This window comes from Sphaerisporangium corydalis, from assembly GCF_025506355.1.
GTDB lineage: Bacteria > Actinomycetota > Actinomycetes > Streptosporangiales > Streptosporangiaceae > Sphaerisporangium > Sphaerisporangium corydalis.
On record NZ_JANZYP010000058.1, the window covers coordinates 1 to 19772 of the forward strand.

Here is a 19772-nt window from a genome sequence, read left to right on the forward strand (position 1 = left end):
AGTCTGGCTCGGGGCCGTATATGGCGCCGACTTCGCCGTACTGCGTCCCGCCGCCTCGGCGCCCGGTACATGAGCACAGCAGCGGCCGAGGGTACCGTCCGCCCCGCCTGGCAACGTGTGCGGGTCAGCGGGTGGGGGCGGGGCGGCGGGTGTGGGGGGTGGGGTGGGTGGACTGGCGGCTGAGGCCGGAACGGCCGGGGGCCGGGACGATGACGGCGGTGAGGATGAGGCCGGCGTCGACCATCCAGCGCCCGCCGAACGCCGAGATCCGCTGCCCGCGCACGCGCGGCCCGGTCACCCGCAGCCAGGCGGAGAAACTGCCGTTCGCCGGGTCGACGCTGATCATGACGTCCTCGAAGTCGAGCCACCGCTTGGTCAGCGGGAACCACGCCTTGTACACCGACTCCTTGGCGCTGAACAGCATCCGGTCCCAGTGCACGCGGGGGTGGCGCGCCGCGAGCCTGCGCAGGCTCTCGCGCTCCTCGGGCAGGGAGACGGCGTCCAGGACGCCGTGCACCAGCGGCTCGTTGGGCTCGGCGTCGATGCCGATCGTGGTCACCTTGGAGGAGACGCCGACGACCGCGCCACGGTAGCCCGCGCAGTGGGTGATGCTGCCGACGACGCCCGGCGGCCACTGGGGCTCGCCGCGGAGCCCGGGCAGGACCGGGCTCGGGCGCATCCCGAGCTTGCGGAGCGCGTCGTGGGCGCAGACCCGCGCCGTGCTGAACTCCTTGCGCCGCTTGTCGTCGGCGTGGATGATCGCCAGTTCCTCTTCGGGGAACAGGGCGGCGTCCGGCGGGTCGGTGAGCAGGTCGGCCGCCACCACGAAGTCCGGCAGGATCGACTTGATCATGGTGCCTCGCGGCGGGGGAGGGACCGCCTGGGCGCGTCGCCGTCTCGCGCTCGCCCGCCGGCCCCCGGCCGGGGCGGGCCGTGCCCGAGGGCACCGCGGGTCGCGGAAACGGCGAAATGGAGAACGCCGGCCCCCGGGGACCTTTCGTTGCTCACTCGCGTAGCGGTCACCACCCAAGCGTATCGATGCCGAGGTACCACGAGTAATCAACGCAAATCTTTCTCGGGACGGGCCTCCAGCGGGCTAGGGCAGGGGCGTGGGGAAGTAAGGGTTCACGCAGGGGACGCCCGCGCGACCGCCGCCACGGGGCGTGTGCGGCCGTCGCCGCAGGTCAGCACGGTATCGCGGCCTTATCGGATTAACGCCGGGAAGCCCGGAGAAACGCCTCCGGCGCGGGAGGGCTGTTTGCGAGATGCGAACACGGAGATTCGGGTGTTCCATGGCGCGAAAGGACCGTAAGACATTCGGCGCGGTGAATGTTCCTTTGATGCCTGAAAAGCATTCAGTGGTGTCGTAAGGGGTCAGCCGACCAGTTCCCCCGACTCGCCCATCCGCCCCTCCGAGCCGCGCATGGTCCGCGCCTCGGTCAGCATCGCCAGGGCCCGCGCCTCGTAGGCCGGGGTGCGGATCGACTGGAACAGGCTCAGCGCCTGCTCGAAGTGGATGACGGCGTGCTCGGCGTCCTCGCAGGCCAGGGCCAGTTCGCCTAGGCCCAGCAGGGAGCGCGCCTCGGCCAGCCGGTCGCCGGTCGTCCTGGCCAGCCGGACGGCGTGCCGCAGCGCGTCCTCGGCGACGGCGGTCTCGCCCAGCCGCAGGCGCGCGATGCCGAGCCCGTTGAGGATGTACGCCTCGCCGGCCGGGTCGCCGATCTCCCGCACCATCGCGAGCGCCGTGTCGAAGATCTCCGCCGCGAGGGCCGGTTCGTCCCACCCGAGGTAGGTGTCGCCCATCCGGTGGAGCACCTGGGTCTCCACCCGCCTGCTGCCGCCCTGGCGGCTGAGTTCCAGCGCCTCCGACAGCAGGTTGCTGGCCCCCTCGGGGTCGCCGGTCTCCAGCCTGAGCTGCGCCAGGTTGTGCAGCACGTACGCCGAGGCCACCTGGTCGCCGGTGCTGGTGAACATCGACAGGGCCCGCTCGTAGTGCGCCGTGGCCTGTTCGTAGTCGCCGCTCATCCGGTCGAGGAAGGCGATGTTGCGCAGCACCAGGGCGGTGCCCGTGTCGTCGCCGATGTCGTCGAACAGCCGGGTCGCCGCCTCGAAGTCGCGGCGCGCCTCGGGGAACCGCTTCTCGGTGATGTGCAGGGAGCCCCGCGAGTACAGCATCGCGGCCTCGCCCCGGACGTTGGAGGTGTGGCGGACGGCCGCCAGCGCGACCTCGTGGGTCTCCCGCCAGTCGTCGAGGTACACGCGCGACTCGAAGAGCGTCACCGCGCTGATCGCGAGGTCCCAGGACAGGTCGACGAAACCCGCCTGCGCCGCCAGCCGGATGCCGGAGACCAGCAGCGGGCGCTCGCGCTCGTACCAGGGCAGCGGCTCGGCGACGATCTGGGCGGTCAGCCGCTCGGGCAGCGGCCAGCGCGGGGCGTCGCTGTGGATCTGGACGTAGTCCCCGCCGTACGCGCGGCGGTTGGCGGCCTCGGCGAGGAAGAGCAGGGCGCCGAGCATCCTTTCGAGCGCCGCCCTGCGGTCGGCGGGGGTCTCCTCGCCGGCCAGGCACTCGCGGGCGAACACGCGGATGAGGTCGTGGAAGCGGTACAGGCCGTGCACGCCGTAGCCGCCCGCCGACTCGATGAGCTGGGCGTCGGCCAGTTCGTCGAACAGGTCCTCGGCGTCGGTGAACGGCAGGCCGAGCAGCGCCGCGCCGGTCCAGACCGAGAAGTGCCCGGTGTCCAGGATCGCCAGCCGCCGGAACAGCCGCCGCGCGTCCGCGCCGACGCTCTCGTAGGTCAGGGAGATGCTCGCCCGGATGCCCATATCGCCATGATTGAGCTCGTCGAGCCGCCGCGTCTCGTCTTCGAGGCGATTGACGAGTTGTTCGATGCTCCAGTGCGGGCGGGCCGACAGGCGGGCGCCGGCGATGCGCAGCGCCAGGGGGAGCTGCCCGCACAGCTCGGCCAGCGCCTTGGCGGACTCCACCTCCGAGCGGACGCGCGCGGGCCCGGCGATGCGCCCGAGCAGCTCCATCGACTGGTCGGCGTCGAAGATGTCCATGTCGACGTGGATGGCCCCGGCCAGCCCGGCCAGCCGGCTGCGGCTGGTGATGAGGACGGCCGACATGCGGGTGCCGGGCAGCAGCGGCAGGACCTGGCTCTCGGTGGCGGCGTCGTCCAGGACGATCAGGGTCCTGCGGTCGGCGAGCAGGTCGCGGTACATCTCCGCGCGCTCCTCCAGCCCTTCGGGCATCGAGCTGCCGGGCACGCCGAGGGCGCGCAGGAAGCGTTCCAGGACGTGCATCGGGCTGACCTGCCGGGAGGCCCCGCCGTGCAGGTCGGCGAACAGCTGGCCGTCGGGGAACCGCTCGGCCACCATGTGGGCGGTGTGCACGGCGACGGTGGTCTTGCCGATGCCGCCCTTCCCGGCGACGATGATGATCGGCACGGCGAAGCGGGCCGGGTCCTCGCCGGCCAGCGCCAGCTCACGTTCGATGGCGTCGATCTGCTTGGTGCGGCCGGTGAAGTCGGCGATCGCGCTCGGCAGCAGGAACGGCACCGCGACGGTGGGGGCGGGCGGCGGCTCGGCCGGGATGGTGGTGGCCTTGGCCGGGGTGTCCAGGCTCTCGTCGGCGGTGAGGATCGCGTGTTCCAGGCGCTGGAGCTGGTCGTTGGGCTCGATGCCCAGCTCCTCGATCATGGTCTCCCTGGCCAGCCGGTACACCTGCAGCGCCTCGGCCCTGCGGCCCGACCGGTAGAGCGCCAGCATGAGCTGCCCGCGCAGCCGCTCGCGCAGGGGGTACTCGTCGATGAGCCGGGTCAGCTCGCCGACCAGCTCCTGGTGGCGGCCGAGCTCCAGTTCGAGCTGGATGCAGTCCTCGTTGGTCGTCATCCGCTCCTCGGTCAGCCGGCTCGCCGCCGACTGGACCGGCCTGCTCTCGATGCCCTGCAGGGCCTCCTCGCCGCGCCACAGCCCGAGCGCCTCGCGGTAGGTCCTCACGGCCCCGTCGAGGTCGCCGGCGTTGCGCGCGCGGCGCGCCTGGGCGCTGAGCGCCTCGAACCGCTGCGCGTCGAGGTCGCCCTCCTCGACGCGGATGATGTAGCCCCGGGAGTGGGTGGAGATGATGTCGGCGCCGGTGTGCGCGGCGAACAGCCGCCGCAGCGAGGAGATGCAGATCTGGACCTGGGCGCGCGCCGTCGAGGGCAGGTCCTCGCCGTAGATGGCCTCGGCGAGGCGGTCCACGGTGACCAGCCGGTTGGCGTCCAGCAGGAGGTGGGCCAGTGTGATGCGCTGGCGGGTCCCCCCGATGTCCAGTCGTTCAGTGTCTGCGATCACCTCAAGTGGCCCCAGGATCCGGAACTCCACCTGTTGACTCCTTGCCAGAAAACCCGCGGACCCATCCGGAAGTCTTCACGCTCTCAGCCCTGCTGAGACAAGTATCAGGTACGTCGCCTCAGGCGGGACGGGCTTTGCTGCCGGTGGCGGCGGATCGCCTGGCGGGACGTGCGGCCATGCGCGACGATGCTGGTCGTCCCTCCCCAGAGCCTCTTACCACTAATGCCCCGTATAGTACAACCAACCAGCCACGGGAACCAGCCGGATATTTACCTGCCGAAAACTTTTGTACTGAAGACCGTTATCTTCTGGAAAAATACCACCTTATAGAACGAAATGACTCATTTGTGTGCGGTGCGCGTGGGGTGTTTCACCAAGGGTGACCACTAGGTCGATATGACAGTATGTCCGGTCCCATCGGGGGCCGGGACGCGGACCGGGCCACGAGGGCGCCGGGTCCCGCGCGGGACGGGCCCGCGCCCCGGACCCCCGGCCGCCGCGGCGGTCCCGCGCCGGTGGCGGGGCGGTGGGCGGGGCGGAAGAATTCCCAGAATGGCGGGGCCGGCCGGTATTCACGGCGCTATTCCGGCCACTGTTCGCCGATACGCGCGGTGCCGCCGGAAACGGGGCGGAGCACGGTGGGATAAGGCGGTTATCTCCCCCGGGTAACGGTAGGGGGAGTGCAGGGGTGTCAGCGTGCTTCGGTCCCGGCCTAGCATCTAATCAATCGAGTTTGACGGAATTTTATCAGCACGGTGAGGTGGTGTCTCTGGTCGGTGGCTTCCTATGTAGCAAGTCCCCACGCGGGCAAGGGCCGTCGCGCGAGCGTCACTCGCACGATGGCCCTTGCTTTTCACGCGAGCGTGCATCCATAGCATCGTTGAATTGATAATAAAAAAGGATATCCGGACGAATGCGGTCATCGTCGGGGGTCCCGGGGACACGGCCACGCCCCGGCGCCCGCGCGGCGGTGAGGGGGACGCCTCCGTCATCGCCGGGCGGCTCCTGTCGCGCCGTCGAGCGATCCTTGAGCGTGGCCGCCGACAATCGCTTCCGAGATGAAGCTCCCCACGCGCGGAGCAGAGCTCGCGCCCATGAATCCGAGGAGTGAAGATGTCCCGCCGCCTGTTCACCTCCGAGTCGGTCACCGAAGGCCACCCGGACAAGATCGCCGACCAGATCAGTGACGCGATCCTCGACTCGATGCTCAAGGGGGACCCCAAGAGCCGTGTCGCCGTCGAGACGATGATCACGACCGGTCAGGTCCACGTCGCCGGTGAGGTGACCACGGAGACCTACGTCGACATCCCCGGCCTGATCCGGGAGAAGATCCTCGAGATCGGGTACGACGCCTCCCACAAGGGCTTCGACGGCGCCTCGTGCGGCGTGTCGGTGTCCATCGGGGCGCAGTCGCCCGACATCGCCCAGGGCGTCGACGACGCCTACGAGCACCGCGAGGAGGAGGGCGACGACGAGCTCGACCGTCAGGGCGCCGGCGACCAGGGCCTGATGTTCGGCTACGCGACCAGCGAGACCCCCGAGCTGATGCCGCTGCCGATCACCCTGGCCCACCGCCTGGCGTACCGGCTGTCGCAGGTGCGCAAGGACGGCACCATTCCCTACCTGCGCCCCGACGGCAAGACCCAGGTCACCATCGAGTACGACGGCGACCGGCCCGTCCGCCTGGACACCGTCGTCCTGTCCACCCAGCACGCCGCCGGCATCGACCTCGCCGACATGCTGGCCCCCGACATCAAGGAGCAGGTCGTCGACGTGATCCTCGACGGCCTCCAGCTCGACACCGAGGGCTACCGCCTGCTGGTGAACCCGACCGGCCGGTTCGAGATCGGCGGCCCGATGGGCGACGCGGGGCTGACCGGGCGGAAGATCATCGTGGACACCTACGGCGGCATGGCCCGGCACGGTGGCGGCGCGTTCTCCGGCAAGGACCCCTCCAAGGTGGACCGCTCGGCCGCCTACGCCATGCGGTGGGTCGCCAAGAACGTGGTGGCCGCCGGGCTGGCCGACCGCGCCGAGGTGCAGGTGGCGTACGCCATCGGCAAGGCGCAGCCGGTCGGGGTGTTCGTGGAGACCTTCGGCACCGAGAAGGTGGCGGCGGAGAAGATCCAGGACGCGATCCTGCGGGTGTTCGACCTGCGGCCCGCCGCGATCATCCGCGACCTGGACCTGCTCCGCCCGATCTACTCGGCCACCGCCGCCTACGGCCACTTCGGCCGCGAGGAGTTCCCCTGGGAGTCGGTGGACCGGGCCGACGCGCTCCGCCAGGCGATCTAGGAAAATGAGTTCGATCCCGCTCAGCCCGACCCGTCTATAGGAGGCACACCATGACGACCTTCCGCGAGCTCCTGGCCCGGCGAGTCCTGGTCGCGGACGGGGCCATGGGGACGATGTTGCAGGCCCACGACCCGACCCTCGACGACTTCGAGGGGTACGAGGGCTGCAACGAGGTGCTCAACGTCACCCGTCCCGACATCGTCCAGGGCGTCCACGACGCCTACTTCGAGGTCGGTGTCGACTGCGTCGAGACCAACACCTTCGGTGCCAATCTGGCCGCGCTCGGGGAGTACGACATCCCCGAGCGCGTCTTCGAGTACTCCGAGGCGGGCGCGCGGCTGGCGCGGGAGCGGGCCGACCACTGGTCGACCCCTGATCACCCGAGGTTCGTGCTGGGGTCGATGGGCCCGGGCACCAAGCTTCCGACGCTGGGTCACATGCCGTTCGCGACGTTGCGCGACGCCTACCGGGACAACGCGGCCGGGCTGATCGCGGGCGGCGCCGACGCGCTGATCATCGAGACGTGCCAGGACCTGTTGCAGGTGAAGGCGGCGGTGATCGGGGCGCGGCGGGCGATCGAGGCGGCGGGGCGTGACGTGCCGGTGATCGCGCAGGTGACGATCGAGACCAACGGCGCGATGCTGCTGGGCTCGGAGATCGGCGCCGCGCTCACCGCCATCGAGCCGCTGGGCGTCGACGTGATCGGGCTCAACTGCGCCACCGGCCCGGCCGAGATGAGCGAGCACCTCCGCTACCTGGCCCGCCACTGCGACGCCCGGCTGTCGGTCATGCCCAACGCGGGCCTGCCGGTGCTCACCTCGGACGGCGCGTACTACCCGCTGTCGCCCGAGGAGCTGGCCGGCGCGCACGAGGGCTTCATGCGCGAGTACGGGGTGTCGCTCGTGGGCGGGTGCTGCGGCACCACCCCCGAGCACCTGCGCAAGGTGGTGGAGCAGGTGCGCGGCCAGGCGCCCGGCGCACGCGACCCGCGTCCCGAGGCCGGCGCGGCCTCGCTGTACGCGCACGTGCCGTTCCGCCAGGACACCTCCTACCTGGCCATCGGCGAACGGTGCAACACCAACGGCTCCAAGGCGTTCCGCGACGCCATGCTCGCCGGTGAGTGGGACGAGTGCGTCGAGATGGCGCGCGCCCAGTCGCGGGGCGGCGCGCACATGCTGGACCTGTGCGTGGACTACGTGGGCCGCGACGGCGTGGCCGACATGAAGGAGCTGGCGTTCCGCTTCGCCACCGCCTCCACGCTGCCGATCGTGCTGGACTCCACCGAGCCGGCGGTGCTCGCGGCCGGGCTGGAGATGCTGGGCGGGCGCGCGGTGGTCAACTCGGTGAACTACGAGGACGGCGACGGCCCCGACTCCCGGTTCCAGAAGATCATGGGCCTGGTGCGGGAGCACGGCGCGGGCGTGGTGGCGCTGACCATCGACGAGGAGGGCCAGGCGCGCACCGCCGAGTGGAAGGTGCGGGTCGCCAAGCGGCTGATCGAGGACCTGACCGTCAACTGGGGGATGCGCGTCGGGGACATCCTGGTCGACGTGCTGACGTTCCCGATCGCCACCGGCCAGGAGGAGACCCGGCGCGACGCGCTGGAGTCGATCAACGCCATCCGCGAGCTGAAGCGCCTCTACCCCGGCGTGCAGACGACGTCCGGGTTGTCGAACGTGTCGTTCGGCCTGAACCCGGCGGCGCGCATCGTGCTGAACTCGGTGTTCCTGAACGAGTGCGTGGACGCGGGCCTGGACTCGGCCATCGTGCACGCTTCCAAGATCCTCCCCATGGCACGGATCCCTGATGAGCAGCGTCAGGTGGCGCTGGACATGGTCTACGACCGGCGTCGTGAGGGATACGACCCGTTGCAGCGGTTCATGGAGCTGTTCGACGGCGTGGACGCGGCCTCGATGCGCCAGGACCGGGCCGCGGAGCTGCTGGGCCTGCCGTTGTGGGAGCGGCTCCAGCGGCGCATCGTGGACGGGGAGAAGAAGGGCCTGGAGGCCGACCTGGACGAGGGTCTGGGGCAGCGGCCGGCGCTGGAGATCATCAACGAGGTGCTGCTGGAGGGGATGAAGACCGTCGGCGAGCTGTTCGGCTCGGGGCAGATGCAGCTCCCGTTCGTGCTGCAGTCCGCCGAGGTCATGAAGACCGCCGTCGCCTACCTGGAACCCCACATGGAGCGCCTCGAAGGGGTGACCAAGGGGCGCATCGTGCTGGCGACCGTCAAGGGCGACGTGCACGACATCGGCAAGAACCTGGTGGACATCATCCTGTCCAACAACGGCTACGAAGTGATCAACCTGGGCATCAAGCAGCCGGTGTCGACGATCCTCGAGGCGGCCGTCGAGAAGGACGCCGACGTGATCGGCATGTCGGGCCTGCTGGTGAAGTCCACGGTGATCATGAAGGAGAACCTCCAGGAGATGAACGCCCGGGGGATCGCCGACCGCTTCCCCGTGCTGCTCGGCGGAGCGGCGCTGACCCGCGCCTACGTCGAACAGGACCTGGCGGACATCTTCGGCGGCCACGTCCGGTACGCCAGGGACGCCTTCGAGGGACTGCGCCTCATGGACTCCTTCATGGCGGTCAAGCGCGGGGTGGCCGGGGCGAGCCTGCCGCCGCTGCGCGAACGCCGCGTCAAGGCGGGCGCCACCCTGGTGCGCACCGCTGTCGAGGAGCTCCCCGCCCGCTCGGACGTGGCGACCGGCAACGCGGTCCCGGTGGCACCGTTCATCGGTGAACGGATCGTGAAGGGCGTCTCACTGGCGGAGTACGCGGCGTTCCTGGACGAGCGGGCCACGTTCATGGGGCAGTGGGGGCTGAAGGCCGCGCGCGGCGGCGAGGGGCCCTCCTACGAGGAGCTGGTGGAGACCGAGGGCCGGCCCCGGCTGCGCATGTGGCTGGAGCGGATGCAGACCGAGAACCTCCTGGAGGCCGCGGTCGTGTACGGGTATTTCCCGTGCGTCAGCGACGGCGACGATCTCATCATCCTCAATGAGGCGGGAAATGAGCGCACCCGGTTCACCTTCCCCCGGCAGCGCCGCGACCGGCATTTGTGTTTGTCGGACTTTTTCCGCTCGCGCGAGTCGGGAGAGGTCGACGTCGTGGAGTTCCAGGTGGTGACGATGGGCGGCCGGGTGTCGGACGCGACGGCGGAGTTGTTCGCCAAGGACGCCTACCGGGATTATCTGGAGCTGCACGGGTTGTCGGTGCAGCTGACCGAGGCGCTGGCGGAGTATTGGCACGCGCGGGTGCGGTCCGAGCTCGGGATCGGGGGTGACGAGACGCTGGCGGATATGTTGAAGGTGAATGTTCAGGGCTGCCGTTATTCATTCGGGTATCCGGCGTGCCCGAACCTGGAGGACCAGACGCAGTTGTTCGAACTGCTCGACCCCTCCCGCATCGGCGTGAGCCTGTCGGAGGAGTTCCAGCTCCACCCCGAGCAGGCCACCTCCGCCATGATCGTCCACCACCCCGAGGCCAGCTACTTCAACGTCTGAGACCCGACCACCAGCGCCCAGGCCAGGAAGCCGAGGGCGGCGGTGGAGAACACGGTGCGGGCCAGGTTCCACCGCACCCACCTCTCCTCGAAGTTCCCGCGCACGGCGGCGAGGTCCGTGCCGGCCTTCGCCGCCGCCTCCAGCGCGTCGTTCATGGGCACGTTCACCACGAACGTGACGGCCAGCATCACCAGGTAGCAGACGAGCGCCGCCACGATCCACGGCACGGCGGGGCGCCCGGCACCGCGCAGGTGCAGCACCCCGGAGACCGCGATCAGCACCGGCGCGCCGAGGAAGGCGAGCATGAACCAGCCGTTGAGGATCGCCACGTTGATCCCCCGCATCGTCCCGACGAAGGAGTGGTCGTCCGCCCGGCCGAGGCCGGGCATGACCGCGATGGAGAAGGCGTAGAACAGGCCGGCGACCAGGCCTGTGGCGATCGTGGCGGCGACCAGCGTGAGGGACATCTTCCGATCCTTTCCGACGTGGTGGTTGGTATCCATAGGGACCAGTGAAGCGCCGGGCCGTGAGACGGGCCATGGTTGAGAAGCGCGATCCCATGTTCAGGCGTCTAGGGTGGGCGGATGGACACCCTCGCGAGCCTTCTCGACGGCCCGAGAGCGCGGGGCGCCTTCCTGCTGCGCTCCATCCTCACCCCGCCCTGGTCCCTGCGCATCAAGGACCGCGCGCCGCTCACGGTGGTGGCCATGGTGCGCGGCCAGGCGTGGGTGGTGCCGGACGCGGGGGAGAAGGTGCTGCTGCGGCCGGGTGACGTGGCGATCGTCCGGGGGCCGGACGAGTACACCGTGGCCGACGACCCGGCCACCCCGCCCCAGATCCACATCCACCCCGGGCAGCACTGCACGACCCCCGAGGGGGAGTCGCTGACCCAGGCGATGGACCTCGGCGTGCGCACGTGGGGCGACAGCCTGGACGGGCCGACGATGATGCTCACCGGCACCTACCAGATGCGCGGGGAGGTCAACGGGCGGCTGCTCGCCGCGCTGCCACCGCTGCTGGCCCTGCGCGCCGACGCCTGGCGGTGCCCGTTCGTCCCCCTGCTCGGCGACGAGATCGTCAAGGACGAGCCGGGGCAGGAGGCCGTCCTTGACCGGCTGCTCGACCTGCTGCTCATCGCGGCCCTGCGCGCCTGGTTCTCCCGGCCCGAGGCGCGGGCGCCCGCCTGGTACCGCGCGCACGGCGACCCGGTGGTGGGCAAGGCGCTGCGCGTGCTGCACAACCATCCCGACCGGCCGTGGACGGTGGCCTCGCTGGCCGCCGAGACCGGCGTGTCCCGCGCCGCCCTGGCCCGCCGCTTCGCCGAGCGGGTGGGCGAGCCGCCGATGGCCTACCTCACCGGCTGGCGGCTGGCCCTGGCCGCCGACCTGCTGCGCGAGACGGACGTCACCGTGGGCGCGGTGGCCCGGCGGGTCGGCTACGGGAGTTCCTTCGCGCTCAGCACGGCCTTCAAACGCGTGCACGGCCTCAGCCCGCAGGAGTACCGCCGCTGACCCTCCGCTGCCGGGGGAGCGGCGTTGCCGGGTACGGAGTCGGCGGGCCTGGGCTACCAGGGTGGGGTGAGGTCGGCGAACGGGGTGCAGTTGCCCGGCCAGGGGGGCGTGCCGCCCGTGCCCGGCGCCGGGTCGATCGTGCACGACGCCTGGGCGACGTGCCGGCGCGTGTCCAGCACGACGACCCGCAGGAGCGGCCCCACCGGGTTCAGCGCGACGCCGACCACCTCGCCGAAGGACGGCGACAGCCGGGCCGAGATGTCGATCCACGGATTGGCCGCGCGGGGATCGTGGATCGCGACCTGCCGCGCCCCTCCCGGGGCGAACCCGATGAGCTCGACGCCCGCCAGCAGGGCCGCGTCGACGCTCGACGACGGCCCGGGAGGACCGGCCGGGCCCGCGACGCCCGCGGGCCCGGGCGGCCCGGGGTTCCCGATGTCGCCCTTGGGACCCTGGTCGCCCTTGGACCCGGTGTCCCCCTTCGCGCCGGCCTCGCCCCGCTCCCCGGTCTCGCCGCGCTCGCCGGTCTCCCCCTTGTCCCCGGTATCGCCTTTATCGCCCTTGTCCCCACTATCGCCTTTGTCGCCGCTGTCGCCTTTATCCCCGCTGTCGCCTTTATCGCCTTTATCCCCGGTATTCCCGGAGTCGCCCTGATCGCCTTTATCCCCGCTATCGCCCTTGTCGCCTTTATCGCCAGAGTCGCCTTTGCTGCCCTCGTCGCCGCTCTTGCCCTGGGCGCCGTGCGATCGCCGCTTCTTCTTGCGGCATTTCTTCGAGCCCCGCTTGTGGCCGTACTTGCACCGCTTGGGCCGCCCAGGGCCGGCGTTCTCCCGCTCCGGCACCAGGCCGGCGTCCTCGTGCTCCGGCTCGCCGGCGGCGCTCACGGTCACCGCCTCGCCGGTGGCCCCGGCCTGGTCGGGGACCGGGGAGGACAGGAATCCGGCCGCGATCGCCACCGCCACGAACAGCGCCGGCAGCCGCCTTCCGGCGGGCCGCTTCGGGGCCTTCCCGTCGGTACGAGGATTCACCTGTCCCGCTCCTGAGTAGGTCGACGCCGGGAATCCGGGCCTTTCACCCGACCATCCGCGATGTCAATCAAGATACTCAGAAGTTCGGCCGTACCCCCCTGTTGGCGGCCGTGCCGACGGTAAACAGAGAATCGGGGGGGGCCCCCGAAAGAGCCGGGGGGCGGGGCGGGGCACAACCCGAACACCGCCGGGCGGCCGTGCCCACGTTAAACAGAGAAGCGCCGATCCGCCAGGACGGCGGATCGGCGACAGGTGTCACAGCGGAGAATCCGGCCGGCTCAGTCGCCGAACTCGTTCTGTACTCCTGGCGGGGTCAGCGCCGAGACGTAGTGCTGCGGGAGATGGTCGTCGGCCGAATAGACGACCGGCAGCGAGCGGGTCGCCTCGAACTTCCTGGCGACGAACCCCATCACCGACATCGGGATCTCCAGCAGGCCCATCATCTGCTGCGCCGGGTGCCTCCTGGCCTCCCACCGGCCCTTGCGCATCTGCGAGGAACATCGCGGATAGCTCATCATGTTGACCATGCTGTTGCGCAGGTGCGGCACCCGGTAGTGCATCTCGCGGCCGAAGTGCCGGAAGGCGCCCGACAGGGTGGACGGCAGGTGCGGCACCACGTCACCGTCGTAGACGTAGCGGATGACGTTCTGCCGCAGGAACTCGTCGCTCTCGCAGGCCTCCGCGAACGCGCGGTCGCCGATCATCGGCTGGCCGAAGGTGTAGACGGCCCGCAGCCGGTCGGCGAACGCCTCCCGGTACTTGCGCTCGTGCCTGATCATGACGCCCATCAGCGCGGCCATGGCCCCGCCGAGGCTGTGCCCGGTGATGTACAGCGCCTCCAGGTTCCCCTCCATCCGCAGGTCGCCGTGGGACTGCGTGACCCCCATGGCCTGCGGGTTGCCGTTGTGCTGGGAGACGCCGCCCATGTCCATGGCGCGGACCGACTGGCGGTCGCAGGCGAGCCGCAGCGCGTTCATCACCTCGAAGCGCGTCGCCCGCACGTTGCGGTAGACGCCGGCGTGCACGGTCGCGCACGGGTCGCTGATCTGGTAGCCCATCCGCTCCGGCTCGACGTCGATGCCGCTCATCCAGTCGATGAGGTTCATCGGCGCGGTGCCCCGGTAACACAGGATGCCGACCTTGCCGCTCTTGCTCTGGATCAGGAAGGCGGTCGAGTCGATGAGCATCGCGTCGACCGACGTCCGGATCATCCGGCACTGGTTGTCCTCGAGCCCCATCCTGGCCATGATCATGGAGAGGGTCGCGGGGTCGGAGTAGGAGTACGCGGCGCACGTCGCCATGAGGTGCGCGATCTCCGGGTCCGGGTGGCCGGTCGCTTCGAGCAGCCGCGCCTCCAGGTCCTTGTAGACGGGGAACCCCGACGTCTCGCGGTGCCCGTACGGGCGGAGCTCGTCATAGCTCGGCGCCTTCGCGTCCCGCGTCCACATCCCGCCGGCCTCGAGGACGTTGCGCATCCCCTGCTCGGCCGCGGGCATCCCGCCGGTCATGTCCGGTTTCCTGGTGCCGCTCACCATCTTGCCCGCGGCGGTCTGGCCGACAGTGGCCGTGACCGTCTTGTCGGACTGGCGATTGTTCCTGGTGGTATCCACGCTTGCCACGCCATACACCTTCCGTCAGCGACGGTTTCGACTGGTACGCGGTCTCCATGATGAGCAGGATGGCAATCGCCCCCCGCGCTTGATGCGCCCGAGATCCGCCTGCTCTCTCACAATTTCCGCCACATGCCAGGGCGAATCTCATGCGCTCGCAAACTCATGCCCGCCGTCCGCCCAGGCGGACGGCCCGGGTCAGCGGCGGGAGGTGGCCACGGTGGTGGCCAGGGGGAGCGGGGCGTCGGGGAAGTGCGGCGCCGGTTCACCGGCCAGGGGGAACCGCACGACGAAGCGGGCGCCGCCCGCCTGCGACGTCCCCACTTTGATGCTCCCGCCGTGGGCGCGGGCGATGTCGCGGACGATCGCGAGCCCGAGGCCGGTCCCCCCGCTGTCGCGGCACCGGGAGGCGTCCAGCCGGGTGAAGCGCTCGAAGACGCGCTCGCGGTCGGCCTCGGCGATGCCGTCGCCGTCGTCGGCGACGATGAGCTCCGCCCAGTGCCCCTCGCGGCGCACCTCGACCAGCACCGCCCGCTTGGCGTGCCGCTGGGCGTTGTCCAGCAGGTTGGTGAGGACCCGGGTGACCTGGGTGTCGACCGCCTTGACGACGACCCCGGGGGTCAGCCGGAGCCGCACGGGCAGCCGGTCGGCGCGGCGGGAGACCGCCAGGTTGACCGTGTCGGCCAGGTCGACGTCCTCGAGCTGGGTGAGCGGTCCCGCGCCGACCTTCGCCAGCAGGAGCAGGTCGGTGAGAATGGCCTGCAGCCGGTCGACGTCGCCGAGCGTGCGGTCGAGCAGGTCGGGAAGATCGGTGTCCTCGGGGTGCAGCCGCGCCTCCTCAAGCTGGGCGCGCAGGCCGGCGACCGGGGTGCGCAGCTCGTGCGAGGCGTCGGAGGTGAACTGGCGCTGGGCGGCGAGCACCCGGTCCATGCGTTCCTTGGCGTGCTCCAGGCGCTCCAGCGTGCTGTTGACCGTGCGGGCGAGGCGGCTGATCTCGTCGTCGCCGTCGGGCTGGGGGACCCGGCTGCTCAGGTCGTTCACGTTGGTCGCGGCCAGCTCGCCGCGGATGGCCTCCACCGGCCGCAGCGTCCGGCCGGTGATCTTCCAGGTGGCCCAGATCGCCAGCGAGATCAGCGCCGCGACCTGCACCGCGAACAGCGCGTCGAACACACCGGTCGAGATCACCCCGCGGACCGGCCCGCCCGCGTAGATCACGTTGGAGTTCTGCCCGGGGATCACCCGGACGGCCGCGACGCGGATGCAGCCGAGGCGGGGGCTGGCGCAGGTCTGCACGTCCCGCTGCGGATCCTCCGGCGAGGGACTGACGGTGCTGAGCCGGCCGTGGCCGCGCGCGCCCGGCGAGGAGGCGAGGATCCGGCCGTCGGGGCCGACGAGCTGGACCAGGTCGACGCCGGGGACGCTGCTGGTGATGACGGGGCCGGTCAGCTTCCCGGCCCGGTCGGCCGCCGCCATCAGGTCGGCCGCGCGGCGCGCGTCCAGCCATCCGGCGTTGTTCAGCTCCTGGCGCGCGACCATGCCGGCCAGGATGCCGCAGGGGACCAGGAGCAGCATCGCGAGGACGGCGACCAGGGCGGTGACCCGGCCGCGGATGGACCGGGGCCGCCACAGGGGGAGGCGGCGTCTCGCCGGGGTGGTGCGGGTGCGCACGGGGTCCTCCTCTCGGCCGGGGTCAGGGAGCCGTCGCGGCCTGGCCTGGTCCACGGGGGCCCGCCGGGTCGCGGGGCGCCCGATGGGGCGCCGGAGGAGGGTGGGCGCGGGCGTCGCCGGGCGTTTCCCGTCACCGTGGGTGGGCGCCGGGTCCGATCGGGTGACCGGTAACGACTCGCTAGGGCAAAATCCAACCTACCAGACACCCCAAAATGGTGCAAATGCGACAAAAGCCTCACATGATCGCGTCAGCGCCGGGTCAAGCGCGCGTGACCGGGCCCAGAACTCCGGCGGGGGGGGGGGGGGGGGGGGGGGCCCCGCGCCCCCCCCCCCCCCCCCCCCCCCGGATGCCGCGTGCCCGCCCGTCCCCTCGCCCCGCTCCCGGCGGCGGACGCTTTACGTCCGGTAGACCTGGAAATCGGAGACCTGCCCGGCTGGCCACCCGGTGTTCCCGGTGATCAGCAGCCGGATGTAGCGCTGCGACGAGGCCGTGAAGGTGGCCGTCGCGGTGTTGCCGCTCCCGGGGTTGAAGGTGTAACCGCGCGACCCCGACAGCGTCGAGTACGCCGAGTTGTTCTGGCTGCCGAGCACCGACAGCGTCTGGGTCCGCGTGCCCCACGACGGCGGCAGCTTCAGCACGATCTTGCCGACGCTGGTCACCGCGCCCAGGTCGACCGTGATCGACTGCGGGAAGGCGTTGTTGGCGCTCTCCCAGTAGGTGCCGGCGTTGCCGTCGTTGGCGTTGCCCGCGACGTAGTTCTGGTTGTGGCTGCTGGAGGTGATCGCCTTGCCGGCCGCGAGGTCGGGGTTGGCGGGCGGGGTGCTGGTCCCGGTGTACTGGTCCACCCAGTACTTGGTCCGGTCCAGGTAGGCCGTCTCGGCGGCGGTGCCGGTCCTGCCGTACGCGCCGTTGAAGGTCTCGTAGCCGTTTCCGGCCGGCGGCGTGGAGCTCGCCGGCTCCAGCACCGACCCCTCGTGCCACTCGTTGAACGAGGTGACCGAGACCCAGCTCGGCGCGCCGCCGTTCGCGGCCGACAGGGCGTTCTGCCACTCGGTGTCGTAGGTGGCGCCGTTGTTGCGGCCGAGCGTCGGTGAGGTGTTGCCCGGCACGGCGCGGTCGTCGATGTACCCGGGGCCGACCGAGGGCGCCCAGACCAGGCCGTTGGCCTTGCAGTAGTCGCTGGCGCCCCGCCAGCCGGGGGCGGTGGCGCCGGCGATGGCGTCGTAGGTGTACATGCCGCCGAAGTGCGCGACCTTGGAGGTGTCGGTGGTCTGGGCCAGGACGATGCTGGTGGAGCTCACCTGGTCCAGGGCGGTCCAGTCGGTGATGTCCAGGCTGTTGAAGACGTAGAAGGCGCCCCGGTTACCGTGCGCGGCGTCACGGTAGAACGCCGGGCTGCTCCCGTAGCGCGAGTTGATGTAGGTGACGTCGGCGACCGTCGAGGCGGCGGTGCGCCCGGTGTACGGTTCCAGGTGCCAGGCGACCTTGATGCCGAACCGGGCGGCCGTGGCCAGGACCCCCGCGGCGAGGCCGTCCTCGTAGGAGCCCTGCCCCCACCAGCTGAAGACGATGACCCCGGCGCCGGACTGCTGGATCCACCGCATGTGCTGGGTCACCGCGCCGGGCAGGTCGCCGGAGTCGTAGGGGCCGAGCTTCGGGTACAGGTTCGCGCCGATGTCGGCCGGCGGGGTGTGGCCGCCCTGCTGCCAGTGCCGGTAGCTCCCGTACGTGGTGGGCGAGCCGTACCACGGATAGTAGAACAGGTGCACGTCGGAGCTCGTGTGCGCCGCCGCGGCGGCGGGCGCCGCCTTCGGCGCCGAGGCGAGGGCGGGCTGGGCCGGGATCGACGTCAGGCCCGACGCCAGGAGCAGGACGGTGGCGGCTGTCACGCTGCGCCAGTTAGGCATGGATGGTTGACTCCTCGCATCGATGTTCCGCCGTCGCCGCGTTGACGGTCTCGCGAGGGTCGCGCTCACTCCCGGTGGAGCCGGCCGGCCGTGGCCTGGTCCCGCCACGGCCGGCCGGAGCAAGGGGTCCCGTCCATCCGGACGGCCGAGCGGCACCACCATGGCGGAGCCGAAGTCGGCGGGAACGACTCCGCCGTGGGTCTGGCCGGCCGGACGGACGGGAGTTCAGGGAGTGACTACCGCAACCCTCCTCGTGAAATTTCAAACATCAACGAGCAACTTGCGGGTTTGCGGAACTTATTTGCAGGGCTTGTCGCATTAAAGAGCGCCCCTCCGACAGGGTGCAAGTGTCGAAGCGCTTCGGCTTTCGTAACGCTTCTGTAACGCGAACCGTCGCGTCGCGCTGACCTCGGGCGCGTCGCAGGATGCCAAGTCGTTACCAGGCTCGGGGATTTACGGGGATGTTCGGTCCGTGTTAGAACTCGGTTAATTGGTCTCCGATACATACAAACTTGGACGGGTGACGGCGTGGCCCAGAGGCAGCCTCCGACGCGCGTGGCCGGCATCGGCGCGCAGGCCGTCGGTCACGCCTCGCTCCGCCGGGCCAACCTCGCCCTCGTCCTGCGCCACCTGCGCGACGAGGGATCCTGTTCCCGCTCCGACATCGCCGACGCGACGGGCCTGCACCGGGCCACCGTCTCCAGCCTGATGGCCGAGCTGCTCGACCGGGGCCTGGCCCGCGAGGTGGGCATCGAGCACGTCGGCGCGGTCGGCCGGCCCCGGCGGGCCGTCGCTCTCGACGGCTCCCACGTGGGCATACTCGGCACGGAGATCAACGTCGACTACGTCGCGGTCTACGGCACCGACCTCGGCGGACGGGTCCTGGTCGAGCGGCGCGTCGGCTTCGACGCCATGGGCATGGGCCCCGACCGCTCGCTCAAGGAGCTGGGCCGGGTGGCCAAGGACGCCATCGACGACCTCTCCCGCGCCGGGGCCTCCCCGGCCGGCATCGGGGTCGCCGTCCCCGGCCTGGTCGACGTCGCCCGGGGCGCGGTCGCCTTCGCGCCCAACCTCGGCTGGCGCGACCTGCCGCTGGCCGACCTGCTCAGGGCCGAGATCGGCGACGTGCGCGCACCGGTGATGGTGGACAACGACGCCAACCTCGCGGCCCTGGCCGAGTACACCGGCGGCGTCGCCGCGGGCACCGCCGACATGGTCTACCTCACAGGTGAGGTGGGCGTCGGCGGCGGCATCATCGTCGGCGGCCGGCTGCTCCGCGGCGCGGACGGGTTCTCCGGTGAGGTCGGGCACCTTCCCGTCGACCCCACCGGGATCCGGTGCGGCTGCGGGCGCACCGGCTGCTGGGAGACCAAGGTCGGGCTGGCCGCGCTGGTCAGGGCGGCGACGCCCGAGCTGGCCTACGAGCTCGACACCGCCCCGACCCCCGACCCGGAGGAGAGGGTGGCCGAGATCTCCCTCGGCCTGGCCGCGGGAGATCCGCGCATGCTGGCCGCGGTGGCGGAGGTGGGACGGTGGCTGGGGCTCGGCGGCTCCATCCTGGTCAACCTCTTCAACCCGCGGGTCATCGTGCTCGGCGGCTACTTCGCCAAGCTGGCGGAACGGCTCATCCCGCCCGCCCAGGCGGAGCTGGAACGGCTGGTCATCGCCGGTCCCGCCGCCCGCTGCCGGTTCCTGGCCTCCGGCCTCGGCTTCGGCGCCGCCTCGCGCGGCGCCGCGAGCATGGTGGTCGACCAGGTGATCAACGATCCCACCGCGATCGGCTCCGCGCCGCTCGCGGTAACCCCAACCGATCTGGCAGGTAGCTGACGATTAATTTCATCATTTGATACGCTTTTTGCAGAGCTGATCATTCGCAGCGCTGCACAGCCGAACGGCACCAACCAGCCA

Annotated in this window: 11 protein-coding genes; 4 read left to right on the plus strand and 7 right to left on the minus strand. The window is 70.9% G+C overall.

The features are described from left to right. Positions 1 to 124 precede the first annotated feature (124 nt). The gene (locus NYZ98_RS30930) at positions 125 to 853 is read right to left on the minus strand and encodes a 4'-phosphopantetheinyl transferase family protein (protein WP_262847119.1); all 729 of its coding nucleotides are present in this window, start codon (positions 851 to 853) and stop codon (positions 125 to 127) included. 521 nt (positions 854 to 1374) lie between these two features. Beyond that, positions 1375 to 4368 (minus strand): AfsR/SARP family transcriptional regulator, encoded by a 2994-nt coding sequence (locus NYZ98_RS30935; protein WP_262847120.1) that lies wholly within the window; start codon positions 4366 to 4368, stop codon positions 1375 to 1377. A 1083-nt stretch (positions 4369 to 5451) separates the two neighbouring features. Between NYZ98_RS30935 and metK the strand changes: the two genes are divergently transcribed. Both metK and metH read left to right on the plus strand, forming a co-directional pair. Beyond that, positions 5452 to 6633, plus strand: coding sequence for a methionine adenosyltransferase (gene metK, locus NYZ98_RS30940; RefSeq protein WP_262847121.1), 1182 nt, complete (start codon positions 5452 to 5454; stop codon positions 6631 to 6633). A gap of 50 nt (positions 6634 to 6683) precedes the next feature. Then, the gene (gene metH / locus NYZ98_RS30945; protein ID WP_262847122.1) at positions 6684 to 10139 is read left to right on the plus strand and encodes a methionine synthase; all 3456 of its coding nucleotides are present in this window, start codon (positions 6684 to 6686) and stop codon (positions 10137 to 10139) included. Here metH and NYZ98_RS30950 read toward each other — a convergent pair. Further along, entirely contained in the window at positions 10124 to 10606 is a 483-nt protein-coding gene (locus NYZ98_RS30950; RefSeq protein ID WP_262847123.1) for an anthrone oxygenase family protein, read from the minus strand. The genes metH and NYZ98_RS30950 overlap by 16 nt on opposite strands. A gap of 117 nt (positions 10607 to 10723) precedes the next feature. On the opposite strand from NYZ98_RS30950, the gene NYZ98_RS30955 reads away from it, so the two are divergent. After that, the gene (locus NYZ98_RS30955; protein WP_262847124.1) at positions 10724 to 11650 is read left to right on the plus strand and encodes an AraC family transcriptional regulator; all 927 of its coding nucleotides are present in this window, start codon (positions 10724 to 10726) and stop codon (positions 11648 to 11650) included. A gap of 53 nt (positions 11651 to 11703) precedes the next feature. On the opposite strand, the gene NYZ98_RS30960 is transcribed toward NYZ98_RS30955, so the two are convergent. The 4 genes from NYZ98_RS30960 to NYZ98_RS30975 form a co-directional block, all read right to left on the minus strand. Beyond that, positions 11704 to 12678, minus strand: coding sequence for a hypothetical protein (locus NYZ98_RS30960; protein ID WP_262847125.1), 975 nt, complete (start codon positions 12676 to 12678; stop codon positions 11704 to 11706). Positions 12679 to 12956: 278 nt separating this feature from the next. Then, the gene (locus NYZ98_RS30965) at positions 12957 to 14297 is read right to left on the minus strand and encodes a lipase family protein (protein WP_262847126.1); all 1341 of its coding nucleotides are present in this window, start codon (positions 14295 to 14297) and stop codon (positions 12957 to 12959) included. A gap of 189 nt (positions 14298 to 14486) precedes the next feature. Beyond that, positions 14487 to 15956 carry a sensor histidine kinase gene (locus NYZ98_RS30970; protein WP_262847127.1) on the minus strand — a complete coding sequence of 490 codons (1470 nt, stop codon included), beginning with the start codon at positions 15954 to 15956 and terminating at the stop codon, positions 14487 to 14489. Positions 15957 to 16352: 396 nt separating this feature from the next. Next, positions 16353 to 17864: a galactose-binding domain-containing protein gene (locus NYZ98_RS30975; protein ID WP_262847128.1), complete on the minus strand. Its 1512-nt coding sequence runs from the start codon at positions 17862 to 17864 to the stop codon at positions 16353 to 16355. A gap of 528 nt (positions 17865 to 18392) precedes the next feature. Between NYZ98_RS30975 and NYZ98_RS30980 the strand changes: the two genes are divergently transcribed. Beyond that, the gene (locus tag NYZ98_RS30980; protein WP_262847129.1) at positions 18393 to 19691 is read left to right on the plus strand and encodes an ROK family transcriptional regulator; all 1299 of its coding nucleotides are present in this window, start codon (positions 18393 to 18395) and stop codon (positions 19689 to 19691) included. Positions 19692 to 19772: the final 81 nt, after the last annotated feature.